This is a genomic window from Spirillospora sp. NPDC046719 (assembly GCF_040645715.1).
Taxonomy (GTDB): Bacteria; Actinomycetota; Actinomycetes; order Streptosporangiales; family Streptosporangiaceae; genus Spirillospora.
Window position 1 is genome coordinate 36,743 of the sequence record NZ_JBEYYT010000019.1, and the last position, 16,156, is coordinate 52,898.

The 16,156-nt window shown below is 73.9% G+C and carries 15 protein-coding genes; 10 read left to right on the forward strand and 5 right to left on the reverse strand.

Features of this window, described 5'->3' with window-relative positions:
* On the reverse strand, positions 1-1,746 hold a 1,746-nt coding region (locus ABZ914_RS05860; RefSeq protein WP_500191934.1), incomplete at its 3' end, for a helix-turn-helix domain-containing protein.
* A 182-nt stretch (positions 1,747-1,928) separates the two neighbouring features.
* Here ABZ914_RS05860 and ABZ914_RS05865 point away from each other — a divergent pair.
* The 6 genes from ABZ914_RS05865 (at position 1,929) to ABZ914_RS05890 (ending at position 7,411) form a co-directional block, all read left to right on the forward strand.
* Positions 1,929-2,384: a carboxymuconolactone decarboxylase family protein gene (locus ABZ914_RS05865; RefSeq protein WP_190864970.1), complete on the forward strand. Its 456-nt coding sequence runs from the start codon at positions 1,929-1,931 to the stop codon at positions 2,382-2,384.
* 195 nt (positions 2,385-2,579) lie between these two features.
* Complete coding sequence (locus ABZ914_RS05870; protein WP_500191935.1) at positions 2,580-2,936, forward strand: VOC family protein; 357 nt, start codon at positions 2,580-2,582, stop codon at positions 2,934-2,936.
* A 124-nt stretch (positions 2,937-3,060) separates the two neighbouring features.
* Positions 3,061-5,472: an ATP-binding cassette domain-containing protein gene (locus tag ABZ914_RS05875; protein WP_500191936.1), complete on the forward strand. Its 2,412-nt coding sequence runs from the start codon at positions 3,061-3,063 to the stop codon at positions 5,470-5,472.
* A 108-nt stretch (positions 5,473-5,580) separates the two neighbouring features.
* On the forward strand, positions 5,581-6,027 hold the full coding sequence (locus ABZ914_RS05880) for a helix-turn-helix transcriptional regulator (protein ID WP_347257004.1): 447 nt from the start codon (positions 5,581-5,583) through the stop codon (positions 6,025-6,027).
* 9 nt (positions 6,028-6,036) lie between these two features.
* Positions 6,037-6,447: a VOC family protein gene (locus ABZ914_RS05885; protein ID WP_500191937.1), complete on the forward strand. Its 411-nt coding sequence runs from the start codon at positions 6,037-6,039 to the stop codon at positions 6,445-6,447.
* 160 nt (positions 6,448-6,607) lie between these two features.
* On the forward strand, positions 6,608-7,411 hold the full coding sequence (locus ABZ914_RS05890; RefSeq protein ID WP_500191938.1) for an SAM-dependent methyltransferase: 804 nt from the start codon (positions 6,608-6,610) through the stop codon (positions 7,409-7,411).
* On the opposite strand, the gene ABZ914_RS05895 is transcribed toward ABZ914_RS05890, so the two are convergent.
* The gene (locus ABZ914_RS05895) at positions 7,404-8,528 is read right to left on the reverse strand and encodes a glycosyltransferase (RefSeq protein WP_500191939.1); all 1,125 of its coding nucleotides are present in this window, start codon (positions 8,526-8,528) and stop codon (positions 7,404-7,406) included. The genes ABZ914_RS05890 and ABZ914_RS05895 overlap by 8 nt on opposite strands.
* Positions 8,529-8,645: 117 nt before the next feature.
* Here ABZ914_RS05895 and ABZ914_RS05900 point away from each other — a divergent pair, with 117 nt between their 5' ends.
* A complete protein-coding gene (locus ABZ914_RS05900) occupies positions 8,646-9,134 on the forward strand; it encodes a potassium channel family protein (RefSeq protein WP_500191940.1) in 489 nt (162 codons plus the stop codon).
* Between the two features lie 14 nt (positions 9,135-9,148).
* Here ABZ914_RS05900 and ABZ914_RS05905 read toward each other — a convergent pair whose 3' ends face one another.
* Positions 9,149-10,210, reverse strand: a complete 1,062-nt coding sequence (locus ABZ914_RS05905) for a S1C family serine protease (RefSeq protein WP_500191941.1) — start codon at positions 10,208-10,210, stop codon at positions 9,149-9,151.
* Positions 10,211-10,359: 149 nt separating this feature from the next.
* Between ABZ914_RS05905 and ABZ914_RS05910 the strand changes: the two genes are divergently transcribed.
* On the forward strand, positions 10,360-11,169 hold the full coding sequence (locus tag ABZ914_RS05910) for a class I SAM-dependent methyltransferase (RefSeq protein ID WP_500191943.1): 810 nt from the start codon (positions 10,360-10,362) through the stop codon (positions 11,167-11,169).
* 27 nt (positions 11,170-11,196) lie between these two features.
* Here ABZ914_RS05910 and ABZ914_RS05915 read toward each other — a convergent pair whose 3' ends face one another.
* Positions 11,197-11,589, reverse strand: a complete 393-nt coding sequence (locus tag ABZ914_RS05915) for a DUF2267 domain-containing protein (RefSeq protein WP_387032860.1) — start codon at positions 11,587-11,589, stop codon at positions 11,197-11,199.
* Between the two features lie 237 nt (positions 11,590-11,826).
* On the opposite strand from ABZ914_RS05915, the gene ABZ914_RS05920 reads away from it, so the two are divergent.
* Entirely contained in the window at positions 11,827-12,876 is a 1,050-nt protein-coding gene (locus ABZ914_RS05920; RefSeq protein ID WP_500191944.1) for a glucose 1-dehydrogenase, read from the forward strand.
* Between the two features lie 46 nt (positions 12,877-12,922).
* Here the strand turns inward: ABZ914_RS05920 and ABZ914_RS05925 are convergent, their stop codons facing one another.
* A complete protein-coding gene (locus ABZ914_RS05925; protein ID WP_387032856.1) occupies positions 12,923-14,119 on the reverse strand; it encodes a phosphorylase family protein in 1,197 nt (398 codons plus the stop codon).
* A gap of 197 nt (positions 14,120-14,316) precedes the next feature.
* Between ABZ914_RS05925 and ABZ914_RS05930 the strand changes: the two genes are divergently transcribed.
* Complete coding sequence (locus ABZ914_RS05930; protein ID WP_500191945.1) at positions 14,317-16,098, forward strand: flavin-containing monooxygenase; 1,782 nt, start codon at positions 14,317-14,319, stop codon at positions 16,096-16,098.
* The last annotated feature ends 58 nt before the right edge of the window (positions 16,099-16,156 follow it).

The window sequence follows — 16,156 nt, forward strand, 5'->3', positions numbered from 1 at the left end:
GGGCCGCCCCGCTCCCCGGGGGCCGCCCACCCCAACGGGCCCGGGTTGCACCGCGGCGACGCGGTGGGGGCGGGCCCCCGGGGCGAGCGAGAGCGGGTCGCCGAGACGCCGCGCGGCGTCCACCGACCGCTCGAAGAGGACGTTGAGCTGCGTCGTCCCGCAGCGCCGCGCGAAGTACGCCCGCATGAAGCGCGGCAGCTCGCACACGTGCGCGTCGGCGCCGGCGGCGACCGCGGCGTGGAAGGCGGCCATCAGGTTCCCGTACTCGGTGCCGAACCAGGCGAGCGCCGCGTACTTGTCGGGGAACCGCGGCAGCCCGGCCGGGGCCCGGCCCGCCGAGGCGGCCCGGCTGCCCGCCGGGAACGGCATCGCGGCGTCGGCGGCCGCGGCGGCGTGCACGTAGTAGTCGAGGACGCGGCTCAGCGCCCGCTCCCGCTCCGCCGGGGACTCGTGCTCGGCGGCGGCCCGGCGCGCGTGCTGGTGCACCAGGTCGTGCAGCCGGTAGCGGCCCGCCGCCGGCTGCTGGACGAGGTGCGCGTCGAGCAGGTCCTCCAGCATGGCCAGGGCGGTGCGCGGCGGGACGTCCGCGAGCGCCGCCGCCACGTACTCGTCGAACGACGCCCCGGGCAGCTCCCCCAGCAGCCGGAACAGGCGGCGCTGGGCCCGGTCGAGCTGCCGGACCGACATCGCGAACGCGGTGTCGAACTCGCTGGCGCCCTCCGCCATCCGCTCGACGAGGATGCCGACGGTCCAGCCCGGCCGGTGCCGCAGCCGGGCCGCGGCGAGCCGCAGCGCGAGCGGCAGGTGCCCGCACAGCCGCAGCACCTCCGCCGCGGCCTCCGGCTCGCGGGCCAGCCGGCCGCCGGGACCGCCGGACCCGCCCGCCTCGCCGCTCGCGCGGGCCAGCAGCTCCACGCTCTCCTCCGGGGACAGCACGTCCAGCGACACCGGGGGCACCTCGTCCAGGCCCAGCAGCCGGTTGCGGCTGGTGATCAGGGCGACGGACGGGCCCGCGCCGGGCAGCAGCGGCCGGACCTGCGCGGCGTCGGCGGCGTTGTCCAGCACCACGACGGCCCGCAGCCCCGCCAGCTCCGACCGCCAGCAGGCCGCGAGCGGCTCGACGCCGCCCTCCTGCGGGATCTTCTCGGACGGGACGTCGAGCGCGGCGAGCAGCGACCGCAGCGCGGTCTCGGGGTCGAGGGGCTCGCGGCCCTCGGTGAACCCGTGCAGGTCCAGGTAGAGCTGGGCGTCGGGCTGCTCGGCGGCGAGCCGGTACGCGGCGTGCACCGCCAGGCAGGTCTTGCCGACGCCCGCCATGCCGTCGACGGCGACGACCCGGCTGCCCGCCACCGCGCCGAGGACGGCGGCGAGCGCGGCCTCCCGCCCGGTGAAGTCGGGGACGTCGCGCGGCAGGTCGTTGCGGGGCGGGCGCGGGGCGCCGGCGGGCGGCGACGGCGGCCGCACCTGGCGGCTGGTCTTCGGGGGCGCCGGCAGCGGGCTCGACGCCCGCTCCCACAGCGGACGCAGCGGGCGCGGGTCGCGCTTCACGAGCCGGCACAGCGCGAGCACCGCCGGCCACGGCGGGACGGTCTGCCCGCCGAGGTAGCGCGACAGCGACGACGAGCTGAGGCCCGTGTCCCGGGCGAGGGCCCGGACGCCGCGTCCGGACAGCTCCTGGAGCAGCCGCAGCCGGGCGGCCAGCTCCTCCTCCGGGCCGGCCTTCGCCGTCCGCTGCTGCGCGACCACCGCTCCCCCGCCTCCCTGTCCCACGCGGGCCGGATCCGCGCGGGGGCTCCCGCCGCTGGTCAAGCCCGTTCCGGCTGTCCCACGGTGTCCCATCGGCGTCGTCCTGGCAAGCCCGTCCCGCTGTGATGGAGTCACGCCCCGGGGGAACGGGGCACCGGCCCACGAAACAGGGAGAGACCGAGATGCAGTCCCGGATGCAGAACCCCGCCGTCGTCCTGTCCAGCGCGATGAAGCCGATCCAGGAGGTCTTCAAGGCCGTGCACTCCGGCGGGGTGGACGAGCAGACGCTGGAGCTGGTGCACCTGCGGGTCAGCCAGATCAACGGGTGCAGCGCCTGCGTCGACGCCGGCGCCAAGACGGCCCGGAAGGCGGGCGTGAGCGACGAGCGGCTGGCGCTGGTCGCCGCGTGGCGGGAGGCCCCGTACTTCAGCGAGGAGGAGCGGGCCGCGCTGGAGCTGGCGGAGGCCGCGACGCGCCTCGCGGACCGTCCCGACGCGGTGAGCGACGAGGTCTGGGACGCCGCCGCCACCTACTTCGACGAGAAGCAGCTGGCCGCGATCGTCCTGATGATCGGCGTCACCAACATGTTCAACCGGCTGAACGCCACCACCCGGCAGATCGCCGGCGCCTGGGGCTGAGCGCCACCACCGCCGGGCGGCACCGCTCGACGGGCGGCCTCGCTCGCCCGGCGGCACCGCCGGGCGGCGTCGTCGCAGGTGGGACGGCTGACCAGACCGGTCAGGAATCGAGAAGCACCGATGACCGAGCCGGAACTAGCGTGACCGGCACGGGCGCCCCGGACGGGGCGCCCGCACGAGAACCGAGGAGCGATCATGAGCGAGTCTTCCACCCAGGGGATCAAGACGGTCCTGCACCCCGTGTCCGACCTGGCGGCCGCCAAGGCGGTCTACACCGCGCTGCTCGGCGCCGCCCCGACGGCCGACTCGGAGTACTACGTCGGCTACGACGCCGAGGGCCAGCACATCGGGCTGGTGCCGGCCGGCGGGCCGCAGAACATGACGTCGCCGGTGGCGTACTGGCACGTCGCGGACATCGAGGCGAAGCTGGCCGAGGTGACGGCGGCGGGCGCGGCCGTGCAGGACGCCCCGCGCGACGTCGGCGGCGGCCGCCTGGTGGCCACCTTCACCGACCCCGACGGCAACGTCCTCGGGCTGATCCAGGACAAGTGACGGGGTCCTCCCGGACCGGACGCGGCGCGGGCCGCAGGAGCGGCGAAGCGGACATACTGTCGGACCTGGCAGGCGACGCCGACGCGGCCCGCCGACCCGGGCCCGCCGACCCGATGGAGAGATCATGAGCACCACCACCAGCACGGACGCGCCGGACCCGCGGCCGGACGCGCAGCAGGACAGGGCGCACGTCGCCGACAGCCACGACCTGATCCGCGTGCACGGCGCCCGCGAGAACAACCTCAAGGACGTCGGCATCGAGATCCCCAAGCGCCGGCTGACGGTGTTCACCGGCGTCTCCGGGTCCGGCAAGACCTCGCTGGTGTTCAACACGATCGCCGCCGAGTCGCAGCGGATGATCAACGAGACGTACAGCACCTTCGTGCAGGGCTTCATGCCGGCGCAGGCGCGGCCCGACGTCGACGTCCTGGAGGGGCTGACCACGGCGATCATCGTCGACCAGCAGCGGATGGGCGCCGACCCCCGCTCGACGGTCGGCACCGCCACCGACGCGCACGCGATGCTGCGGATCCTGTTCAGCCGGCTCGGGCGGCCGCACATCGGGTCGCCGCAGGCGTTCTCCTTCAACGTCGCGTCGATCAGCGGCGGCGGCGCCGTGAAGTACGAGCGCGGCGGCAAGACGGTGAAGGAGCAGCGCTCCTTCACGATCACCGGCGGGATGTGCCCGCGCTGCGAGGGCCGCGGCACGGTCTCCGACATCGACCTCGCCGAGCTGTACGACGAGGACAAGTCGCTGAACGAGGGCGCGCTCAAGATCCCCGGGTACAGCATGGACGGCTGGTACGGGCGCATCTTCCGCGGCTGCGGCTACTTCGACCCGGACAAGCCGATCCGCAAGTACACCAAGAAGGAACTGGACGACCTGCTCCACCGGGAGCCGACCAAGATCAAGGTCGACGGGATCAACCTGACCTACGAGGGCCTGATCCCGCGGATCCAGAAGTCGATGCTGTCCAAGGACGTCGACTCGCTGCAGCCGCACGTCCGGGCGTTCGTGACGCGGGCGACGACGTTCACGGTCTGCCCGGACTGCGGCGGCACGCGGCTCACCGAGGCGGCCCGGTCGTCCAAGATCGACGGGATCAGCATCGCCGACGCGTGCGCGATGCAGATCAGCGACCTGGCCGCGTGGGTCCGCGGGCTGGACGAGCCGTCCGTCGCGCCGCTGCTCGGGAAGCTGGCGCACACCCTCGACTCGTTCGTGGAGATCGGGCTCGGCTACCTGTCCCTGGAGCGGCCGTCGGGCACGCTGTCGGGCGGCGAGGCGCAGCGCGTCAAGATGATCCGGCACCTCGGCTCGTCGCTCACCGACGTCACCTACGTCTTCGACGAGCCGACGATCGGGCTGCACCCGCACGACATCCAGCGGATGAACGGCCTGCTGCTGCGGCTGCGCGACAAGGGCAACACGGTCCTCGTCGTGGAGCACAAGCCGGAGGCGATCGCGATCGCCGACCACGTCGTCGACCTCGGTCCCGGCGCCGGCACGAACGGCGGCACCGTCTGCTTCGAGGGCACCGTCGAGGGGCTGCGCGCGTCCGGCACCGTCACCGGCCGCCACCTCGACGACCGGGCCGCGCTGAAGAAGACGGTGCGCGAGCCCACCGGGAGGCTGGAGATCCGCGGCGCGTCGACGCACAACCTGCAGGACGTGGACGTCGACATCCCGCTCGGGGTGCTCACCGTCGTCACGGGCGTCGCCGGGTCCGGCAAGAGCTCGCTCGTGCACGGGTCGATCCCGGCGGGCGCGGGCGTGGTGGCGATCGACCAGGGCGCGATCCGCGGCTCGCGGCGCAGCAACCCGGCGACCTACACCGGGCTGCTCGACCCCATCCGCAAGGCGTTCGCGAAGGCGAACGGGGTGAAGCCCGCGCTGTTCAGCGCGAACTCCGAGGGCGCCTGCCCGGCCTGCAACGGCGCCGGCGTCGTCTACACCGACCTCGCGATGATGGCCGGGGTCGCCGTGACCTGCGAGGAGTGCGAGGGCAAGCGGTTCCAGGAGGCGGTGCTGGACTACCGCCTCGGCGGCCGCGACATCGCCGAGGTGCTCGCGATGCCGGTCGCGGAGGCCGAGGAGTTCTTCGGCGCCGGCGAGGCACGGCTGCCCGCCGCGCACAAGATCCTCCGGCGGCTCGCCGACGTCGGGCTCGGGTACCTCGGCATCGGGCAGCCGCTCACCACGCTGTCCGGCGGGGAGCGGCAGCGGCTCAAGCTCGCCACCCACATGGGCGAGGACGGCGGCGTGTACGTCCTCGACGAGCCGACCGCGGGCCTGCACCTCGCGGACGTCGAGCAGCTGCTCGGGCTGCTGGACCGGCTCGTCGACGCCGGCAAGTCGGTGATCGTCATCGAGCACCACCAGGCCGTGATGGCGCACGCCGACTGGATCATCGACCTCGGTCCCGGCGCCGGGCACGACGGCGGGCGGATCGTGTTCGAGGGAACGCCCTCCGACCTCGTCGCCGCCCGCTCCACCCTCACCGGGGAGCACCTCGCCGCCTACGTCGGCGCCTGACCGGCCATGGGCCTCGCGGACGTCCTGAGCCGCCTCCGGCGCGGGGCGGGACGCCGCGGGGCCCGGCGGCGTCCCGGGAATGTCACCGGCGGGACGTACGATCCGGATGTGGCCCGCAAACCCGCCTCGGAGCAGCGCCTTCTCGACCTGGCGCGGCTGCGGCGCGTCCGCGACCGGATCGACCGGGAGTTCGCGCGGCCGCTCGACGTCGAGGCGCTCGCCCGGGGCGTGAACATGTCGGCGGGGCACCTCAGCCGCGAGTTCCGCGCCGCCTACGGCGAGTCGCCCTACTCCTACCTGATGACGCGGCGCATCGAGCGGGCGATGGCGCTGCTGCGGCGCGGCGACCTCAGCGTCACCGAGGTGTGCTTCGAGGTCGGCTGCTCGTCGCTGGGCACGTTCAGCACCCGGTTCACCGAGCTCGTCGGGATGCCGCCCAGCGTGTACCGGCGGCGGGCGGCGGACGCGCCGGGCGAGCTGCCGTCGTGCGTGGCGAAGCAGGTGACGCGGCCGGTGCGGAGCAGGTCGCCGGGCCCGGGCGGGCCGCCGGGTTAGCCTGGCCGCATGGACATCGCCATCCATTCGACGTTCCTCCCGCACGAGGACCCGGAGGCGTCCCTGGCCTTCTACCGGGACGTCCTCGGCTTCGAGGTCCGGCTGGACGTCGGCCAGGGGCGGATGCGCTGGATCACGGTCGGGCCGCCCGGCGGGGCGGGCACGGCCATCGTCCTGCACCCGCCGGCCGCGGACCCCGGCGTCACCGAGGACGAGCGCCGCACCATCGCGGAGATGATGGCCAAGGGCACCTACGCGATCATCCAGCTGGCCACGCCCGACCTCGACGGCGCCTTCAAGCGGCTCCAGGCGGGGAACGCCGACATCGTCCAGGAGCCGGCCGAGCAGCCGTACGGCGTGCGGGACTGCGCGGTCCGCGACCCGGCCGGCAACCTGATCCGCATCCAGCAGACCCGCTGACGCCCCGCCCGGCCGGAAGCGGCCGTGCGGGTGCCGGAGCGCTGCCGGTGCGCCGTTCTTTTCCAGGAAAGGCGCGGGGACGCCATATCATCGCGGGCCGCCCAGATTCGGGGCGGGTGCGGTAATTTTGGGCGGAATCCCCGAGGGAAGGGCGTCGTTCATGGCAGCGGACGGGCCGGTCATCGACACGAGCGTTCCGCATTCGGCGCGCGTCTGGAACTACTGGCTGGGCGGCAAGGACAATTATCCGGTCGACCGGGAGGTCGGCGAGCAGGTCCGCGCGGTGTATCCGGGAATCGTGGACGTGGCGCGCCACTCGCGGGCGTTCCTCGGGCGCGCGGTGCGGTATCTGGCGGGCGAGGCGGGTATCGCGCAGTTCCTCGACATCGGCACCGGGCTGCCGACGGTGGACAACACGCACGAGGTCGCGCAGCGGGTGAACGCGGGCTGCCGGATCGTCTACGTGGACAACGACCCGCTCGTCCTGACGCATGCCCGTGCCCTGCTCAACAGCACTCCGGAGGGCGCGTGCGACTACATCAGCGCGGACGTCCGGGACCCGGACGCCATTCTCGAACGGGCGTCCCGGACGCTCGATCTCGGCCGTCCGGTCGCGCTGATGATGCTGGGCATTCTCGGGAACGTATGGGACGACGCGGAGGCGCGGGCGATCCGCGACCGGCTCGTCGGAGCGCTGGCGCCGGGCAGTTTCCTCGTTCTGGAGGACGGCACCGACAAGGTGGATCCGGAGGCGGCCGCTCAGGCGGAGCAGACCCGCGCGGAAGCGGGCGACCCTTACAAGCTCCGCACTCCCGAGCAGATCGCGGCCTATTTCGACGGCCTGGAACTGCTGGAGCCCGGTGTGGTGTCGGTGTCGCAATGGCGTCCGGAGGCCACTCCGTGGGGCAGCCCGGCGGAGGTGACGGCCTTCTGCGGCGTCGCGCGGAAACCCGCCGTCACCTGACGCGGCCTTTCCACGCCCCGCCGCGGCCTTTCCAATGCAGGCGGGCGGAGTCGACGGTCATCGCGGCGTAAATGAGCGCGATCAGCGGCAGGGCCGGCGCTCTCAGCGGCGAAAGGCCGTAGAAGCGCAGCATCGGGACGTAGGTGGCGGTCATCAGCGCCCAGGCGACGAGGCCCGCGGCGGCGGGCAGGGGGCTGAGGGCCGCCAGCCCGGCGAGCGCCGCGACGGGCGGGACGGCGTACACCAGTAGCAGGCCGAGGACGGTGCCGAGCAGCAGGGCGGGCGAGTAGCGGAGCTGGTGGTAGGCGCTGCGGGCGATCATGGCCCACAGGTCGCGCAGGTGCGGGTAGGGGCGGCGGCTGACCACGTCCCGGTCGAGGTCGAGGCGGCAGCGGGCGCCGGCGCGCTTGAGCAGGCGGCCGAGCGCGACGTCGTCGATGAGCGCGTCGTGGATCGCGGCGAGCCCGCCCGCCGCCTCCAGCGTCTCGCGGCGGACGAGCATGCAGCCGCCGGCCGCGGCGGCGGTGCGGCGGCCCCGGGCGACGCGGCGGAACGGGTAGAGCTGCGCGAAGAAGTACACGAAGGCGGGGACGATCCAGCGCTCCCAGGCGGTGGCGGTGTTCAGGGCGGCCATCCGGGACACGAGGTCGCGGTCGTGCGCGGCGCGGACGAGGCGGGCGAGCGTGCCGGGCGCGTAGGCGATGTCGGCGTCGGTGAACAGGTAGAAGTCGGGCTCGCCGGCGGCCCGGACGCCCTCGGACATCGCCCACACCTTGCCCGCCCAGCCGGCGGGCCGCTCGCGGGCCCGGACGACCCGGGACGCGCCGAGCCGGGCGGCGGTCTCGGCGGTGCCGTCGCCGCTGGCGTCGTCCACGACGACGACGTCGAAGCGGCCGGGGTAGCGCTGCGCGAGGACGGTCGGGAGCGTGCCGGGCAGGACGGCGGCCTCGTCGCGGGCCGGGATCACGGCGGTGACGTGCGGCCACGCGGGCGGGTCGGCGCGGGGGCCGGCGGTGTCGGGGACGCCTGTGCGGGTGCGCCAGAAGCCGCCGTGGGCGACGGCCAGGTACAGCCAGGCCGCGAGGGAGGCCAGTGCCAGTACGCCCAGGGTCAGCACGTCCGGCAGCCTCGCATCCGGCGGTGGTGATCGTCCAGCATCACGGAGCGTGAAGATGGGCATCCACAGGGTGTGGACGCTCCCTGGCGCCGGCCGCTCGTCCGGACGATCGCGCGCATGCTGGTGATCTCGGCCTGCATGGTGGTCCTGTACGCGGTGGCGCCGCTGGACGTGCGGTTCGGGGCCGCCTCCGCGCTGGCGCTGGTCGGGTCGCTGGCGGGTCTCGGGGTGCTCACCGGCTGGCAGGCGCGGTCGATCGTCCGCTCGCCGTCGCCCTGGCTGCGCGCCATGGAGGCGCTGGTGACGTCGCTCGTCGTGTTCCTGCTGCTGTTCGCCTCGTCGTACCTGCTGATGGACAGCGGCGGGACGGGCCACTTCTCCGAGCGGCTGTCGAAGGTGGACTCCCTGTACTTCACCGTGACGGTGTTCTCGTCTGTCGGTTTCGGCGACATCGTGCCCGTGTCGACGGCGGCGCGGATCCTGACGACCGTGCAGATGCTCGGCGACCTGGTGTTCCTCGGTGCCGTCGGGCGGGTGCTCGTGGAGGCCGCGCGCAGGGGCGCGGAGCGGCGCGACCGCGCCGGGCGCCCGGACGAGCGCGGATGACCGGCGGCCCGGGGTCAGCCGCCGGGCAGCTCGCCGAGCTTGACCTGGACGTCCTTCTTCGACCCGCTCGGCTCCTGGACCTGGACCTTCACGGTCTGGCCGGGCTTCAGGCCGGCCAGGACGGCGGCCAGCGCGGTCTGGTCGGGCGTCGGGGTGCCGTTCACCGCGAGGATCAGGTCGCCGGCCTTGATCCCGGCCTTGTCGGCGCCGGCGCCCTTCGTCACGTCCACCACGGCGACCGCGGTCTTCTCGCCGCTGCGCGGGTCGACGATCGTGCGGACGGTCGCGCCGATCGCGGCCCGCCCGGACTGCGCCACCTTCCCGTTCCGGATCAGCTGCGGGGCGATCTTCTTGACGGTGTCGCTCGGCGTCGCGAACCCGATGCCCGCTGCGGCCCCGCCGATCTGCGGGTCGGACGCGGCGGCGGTCGGGATGCCGATGACCTGCCCGTCCAGCGTGACGAGCGCACCGCCGCTGTTGCCGGGGTTGATGGGCGCGCTGGTCTGGATCGCGTCGCCGATCGTCGCGCCGGGGAACGCGCCCTCCTGCTTGGTGGAGACCGTCCGGTTCAGCGCGGAGACGATCCCGTTCGTCACGCTCCCGGCGAGGCCGAGCGGGTTGCCCATGGCCAGCACGATCTGCCCGACCCTGGCCTGGGCGGAGTCCCCGAACGCGGCCGGGCGCAGGGTGCCGCCGGCCGCCCTCACCACCGCGAGGTCGTCGGCGACGAAGGAGCCGACCAGGTTCGCCTTCAGCGGGCTGCCGCCGCTGGAGGCCGTCACCCGGATCTGCTTGGCGCCCGCGACGACGTGCGCGTTCGTGACGATGTCGCCCTTGTCGTCGTAGACGACGCCGGAGCCCTCGCCCTGGTCGGTCTCGATCTTCACGACGGAGGGCAGCACGGACGAGACGACCTGCTCGTACTGCTGCTGGAGCTGCGCCGCGCCGCCGGTCGGCGAGGGCGCCGCCGCGGCGGCCGTCCGCGCCTTCCCGCCGTCGCCTCCCCCGCCGCAGCCCGCCAGCAGCAGCGCCGTCCCCGCCAGGGCCCCCGCGAACAACCTCACGTTCCGGTCCACCAGAACTCCCCCCTCCCTGTCCGCTCCTTCCCTTTTCCGCCGCGAAGGCACTTCCGACCTGCGGCGACGTGATCGCGTTTCGGCGGCCCTTGTCCGCCATGCCCGGAATGTCGGACGATCAAGGTCGCCATCGAGGGGAGATCGGGACCGTGCGCGACGACATCGGCGGGGTCGACACCGGGGCCCGCGGCACCTGGGCCGGGGGCGACTACGCCCGCGTCGGCAACCGCTGGCTCCTGGTGAGCGAGCTGCTCTGCGAGACCGCCGGGATCCGGCCCGGCGAGCGCGTCATCGACGTCGCCACCGGCACCGGGAACACCGCCCTCGCCGCGGCCCGCCGGTTCGCCGACGTCACGGGCGTCGACTACGTCCCCGAGCTGCTGGACCACGCGCGGGCCCGCGCCGCCGCCGAGGGGCTGGAGGCGCGGTTCGAGACCGGCGACGCGCTGGCGCTGCCCCACCCGGACGGCGCGTTCGACGTGGCGGTGTCGACGTTCGGCGTCCAGTACGTCCCCGACCAGGAGCGGGCCGCCGCCGAGCTGGTGCGCGTCGTGCGGCCCGGCGGGCGGATCGCGCTGGCGAGCTGGGCGCCCGACGGCTTCCTCGGCGAGCTGCTCCGCCTCGTCGACCGGTACACCGCCGGGGCGTCCGGGGACGCGGCGCCCACCCGCTGGGGCACCGCCAAGCACCTGGAGCGGCTGCTCGGCCCGCACGCGTCCGCGCTGGAGTGCGCCGAGCGGCGGTGGCGGTTCCGGTTCCGCTCCCCCGCCGACATGATCGGCTACTTCCGGGCGTACTTCGGCCCGCTGACCATCGCGTTCGGCGTCCTCGACGCCGCCGGGCGGGACGCGCTGACCGCCGACCTCACCCGGTACATCGAGGCCGCCGGAGCCGCCCCCGGCGGCACCGTCGAGGTCCCCTCCACGTACCTGGAGGCGGTCGCCGTCCTCGGCCCGTGAGGCCGGCCGGCGCGGGCGGTCCCGGGATCAGTCCGTGAGCTCGTTCTTGCCGAAGAACGGCGCGTACCCGGACGGGAGCTGGCTCAGCAGGTGGTTCAGCTCGCCGCCGGAGACGGTGCCCGCGAGGGTGCTGAGCACGGCGTCGGCGTCCCACTCCGCGGTGCGCTCGGTGGCGCCGGTCATCCCGGCGACCCGGCGGCAGAACTCCGCCGACCCGTACGACTCGGCCCGCGCGGCGTCGCGGTCGCGCATCAGCTCGTCCAGCGGCTCGGGGAGCTGCGCCGCCAGGTGGTCGGCGCTCTCCTCGGTGAGCCGGTCGCGCAGCACGCTCAGCACCGCCTCGGTGACGCGCTCGGCCTCCTCGCGGCCGCTGTAGTCCCCGTTTTCGCGGACCGTCGCGATGAACTGCCCGTACTTCATGGTCTGTCCCCTCTCCGTACGCCTGCGTCCGGTCCTCTCTGCCGGGGTGCCCGTGAACACGGCCTCCATGCGGCCCGGAATGGGATGAATCGCCCGCGCCCCCTGGGGGATCCCGTGCCGTCTGCATGGATCCGGACCCGGGGGTAGGGCCCTAGGGACGGGAGACCGGGCACGGAGGTGAGCGTTGGCGCTGCACATCGAGGACTAGGGAACCGAAGACAGCCGAAGGAGAACCGCATGCGCGCCTTGACCGTCGTCCCCGGGCAGAAGGACTCCCTGTCGGTCCGGGACGTCCCCGATCCGGAGCCGGGCGACGGCGAGCTGCTGGTGGACGGGCTGGCCGTCGGGGTCTGCGGCACCGACCGGGAGATCGCGTCGGGCGAGTACGGCTGGGCGCCGCCCGGCCATGACCGGCTGGTCATCGGACATGAGTCGCTCGGCCGGGTGCGGCGGGCGCCGTCCGGCAGCGGGTTCGCCGAGGGAGACCTGGTGGTCGGCGTGGTGCGGCGGCCCGACCCGGAGCCCTGCGGGGCCTGCGCGCACGGGCAGTTCGACATGTGCCGCAACGGCCGGTACACCGAGCGCGGCATCAAGGAGATCGACGGCTACGCGAGCCAGGCGTGGACGGTCGAGGCCGACTACGCGGTGAAGCTGGACCCGCGGCTCGCGGACGTCGGCACGCTGATGGAGCCGGCGACGGTGGTCGCCAAGGCGTGGGAGCAGGTCGAGAAGGTCGGCGAGCGCGCCTGGTACGAGCCGAGGTCCGCGCTGGTCACCGGCGCGGGCCCGATCGGGCTGCTGGCCGCGCTGCTCGGCGTCCAGCGCGGGCTCGACATGCACGTCCTCGACCAGGTGCCGGACGGGCCGAAGCCGGAGCTGGTGAAGAGCCTCGGCGCGACGTACCACAGCGAGGGGATGGACGCCGCGGTCGCGTACGCCAAGCCGGACATCGTCATCGAGGCCACCGGCGTCGGGCAGCTCGTGTTCGGCGCGATGGCGGCCACCGGCGCGTACGGCGTCGTCTGCCTGACCGGCGTGTCGCCGGCCGGGCGGAAGCTGACGGTCGACGCGGGCGGCCTCAACCGGGAGATCGTGCTGCAGAACGACGCGATCGTCGGGTCGGTGAACGCCAACCTGGACCACTACGCGGAGGCCGCGGGCGCCCTCGCCCAGGCCGACCCGGACTGGCTCGGCCGGCTGGTGTCGCGGCGCGTCCCGCTGGAGCGGTTCCAGGACGCGTTCACGCCGGACAAGGACGATGTGAAGGTCGTCATCACGCTCGGCTAGCGCCCGCTCCGGCCGGGGCCGCTCGGGCTGCCCGGCGCGGCACCGCTCAGTGCTCGGTCTCCGTTCCGAGCAGCGGCTCGTCGGAGGCGCGCAGGTCCTGGTTGGGCAGGCCGTCGGGAAAGTCGCGGCGCACCCGTTCGAGCGCGGCCAGGGCGATGTCGAGGTGCCGCCGCTTGCTCGTCTCGTAGAAGGACTTCGCGCCGTCCGACAGCTTCGGCGCGGCGTGCAGCGGCTTGTCCGAGACGCAGAGCAGCGTCGCGTTCGGGATGCGGTAGCGGAACCCGTTGGCGGCGATCGTCGCCGACTCCATGTCGACCGCGATGCAGCGGGCGCCCTTCATCGCCGCGAGCGTCCGCCGCTGGTTGAACTCCCAGTTGCGGTTGCCGGTGGTGTGCACCACGCCCAGCCGGTAGCCGGCCCCGGCCGCTTCGAGGCTGTCGAGCAGGATGGTGTTGAGCCGGTGGTTGGGGATGACCGGGATGTCGGTGGGGAGCGCCTCGTCCAGCACGTGGTCGGCGCGCTGGTAGGCCGTGGCCAGCACGTAGTCGCCGAGCCGCTGGTGGTTGCGGAGCCCGCCGCAGTGACCGACCATGATCATCGTGTCCGGGCGCAGCACCGCGAGGTGGTCGGTGACGGTCTTGGCGTTGGACGGCCCGACCCCGATGTCGACGAGGCTGACGCCGTCCCCCTCGGGGGTGCGGTGGTGCCAGGCGGGCATCTGCACGCCGGGGCGCTCCGGCCCCTCCGCCCCGGGGAACCGCTCCCGGAACGACTCGACGTACATCGCGTAGTTGGTGAACAGCACGTGCCGCTGGAACGACTCGGCGGGAGTGCCGCAGTAGTGCCAGAGCCGGTCGAGGGACAGGGCCATGCGCTCCGGCCCGAACAGGAACAGCTTCTTGCCCCGCAGGTCGACGTGGTCCTCGTCCAGCGCGGCGAAGAAGCCCGGATCGTCGAACGGCAGCGCCCGCCGCGACGCCCGCACGGTCACGTTCGCGCCCGCCCGGATCAGCGCCGACAGCTCCCGGCGCAGGTAGTTCCGGATCGCGCCCGGCCGCGCGAACTCCCCGGTGATGTGCGGGTTCGCGGACGACCACGGGCGCTCGACGTCGATGGCCGGATACCAGCCGTCCGCGTCGATGGCGCACAGGGCGTCCAGGAGCTCCTCCACCGCCGGGGCCGGCGCCCCCGCCGGGGCCGTCGTGACCCGTCCCACCGTGCCCGGCACGCTTCCCTCGACCATCCAGGCGCCTCCCTCCGGCTCCGCACCAAGGCCAGCATCCTCGATCCGCGGCCGCGGCGTGATCGATTTTCGCCCGGACGGCCGGGGAGGCGGCGGATCGTTCACGACTGTCGCCTTCCGACGGTCCTGAATGTCATTCTGTTCTGGACGAGGGCGAGCGCGCGCGCCCGCCCGCAGGCCCCGCCCCCGGAGCGTGCATGATCGACAAGGAAGCCCTCCGCCGGAAGTACCGCGCCGAACGCGACAAGCGGCTCCGCCCCGACGGCAACGCCCAGTACCAGCGGCTCACCGGCCGGTTCGCCCGCTACTCCACCGACCCCCACCTCCCCGTCACGCCCCGCGAACCGCGCACCGACCACGTCACCGTGGCGTTCGTCGGCGGCGGGTTCGCCGGGCTCGTCACCGGCGCCCGGCTGAAGGAGGCCGGCGTCGCCGACGTCCGGATCGTCGAGAAGGGCGGCGACTTCGGCGGCACCTGGTACTGGAACCGCTACCCCGGCGCCCAGTGCGACACCGCCTCGATGGTCTACATGCCGCTGCTCGAAGAGACCGGGCACATGCCCACCGAGAAGTACGCGCACGGCCCGGAGATCCTGGAGCACTGCCGCCGCATCGGCAAGCAGTACGGCCTCTACGACAACGCGCTCTTCCACACCGAGGTCGAGGACCTGCAATGGGACGCGTCCCGGTCCCGGTGGACCGTCCGGACGAACCGCGGCGACGCGTTCACCGCCCAGTTCGTCGCCATGGGCACCGGCCCGCTGCACGTCCCGAAGCTGCCCGGCATCGACGGCATCGACGCGTTCGAGGGGCACTCGTTCCACACGAGCCGCTGGGACTACGCCTACACCGGCGGCGACCCGTCCGGCGCCCCCATGGACGGGCTGGCGGACAAGCGCGTCGCGATCATCGGGACGGGCGCGACGGCCGTCCAGTGCGTCCCGCACCTCGCGCGGGCCTGCCGGGAGCTGTACGTCTTCCAGCGGACGCCGTCGTCGGTCGACGTCCGGGACAACCGCCCCATCGACCCCGAATGGTTCGCCGGGATCGCGACGCCCGGCTGGCAGCGGCGCTGGCTGGAGAACTTCACCTCCAACCAGACCGGCGGCACCGCCGAGACCGACCTGGTCATGGACGGCTGGACCGACCTCAGCCGCCGCATCCGCGCCCGGTACGCCGCGCTCGGCCCCGGCGAGGCGACGCTCGAGCGGATGGCGGAGGTCTACGAGGACTCCGACCACGAGAAGATGGAGGAGATCCGCGCCCGCGTCGACGCGGTCGTCGCGGACCCGGAGACCGCCCGGAACCTCAAGGCCTGGTACCGGCAGCTGTGCAAGCGGCCCTGCTTCCACGACGAGTACCTGCAGGCGTTCAACGTCCCCGGCACCCACCTCGTCGACACCGACGGGAAGGGCGTCGAGCGCATCACCGCGTCCGGCGTCGTCGCGGGCGGGCGCGAGTACGAGGTCGACTGCGTCATCTACGCGTCCGGGTTCGAGGTCGGCACCGAGCACACCCGCCGCGCCGGCTACGACATGACCGGGCGCGGCGGCGTGAAGCTGTCGGAGTACTGGTCGGAGGGGATGCGCACCCTGCACGGCACCCACGTCCACGGCTTCCCGAACGCGTTCGTCGTGCAGCCCGCGCAGGGCGCGAACCTCATCTCCAACATCCCGCACAACCTCACCGAGGCGGGCGCGACGATCGCGGCGGTGATCCGGCACGCCCTCGACCGCGGGTGCGCCGAGGTCGAGGTGACGCGGGAGGCCGAGGACGCCTGGCTCGACCTGCTGCGCACCGCGCCGCCGCCGATGCGGTTCCTGCCGGACTGCACGCCCGGCTACTACAACAACGAGGGTCAGGCGCCGTCGCCGTGGTCGCTGCTGAACGTCGGCTACCCGGCGGGCGCCACCGCCTACTTCTCCTACCTGGAGCGCTGGCGCGAGTCCGGCGCCTTCGACGGCCTCACCTTCCGCTGACCCGTCCGTTCACGCGCGGCGGTGGGGCGGCCGCATCCAGGCGGACTCCGGGGGCTCC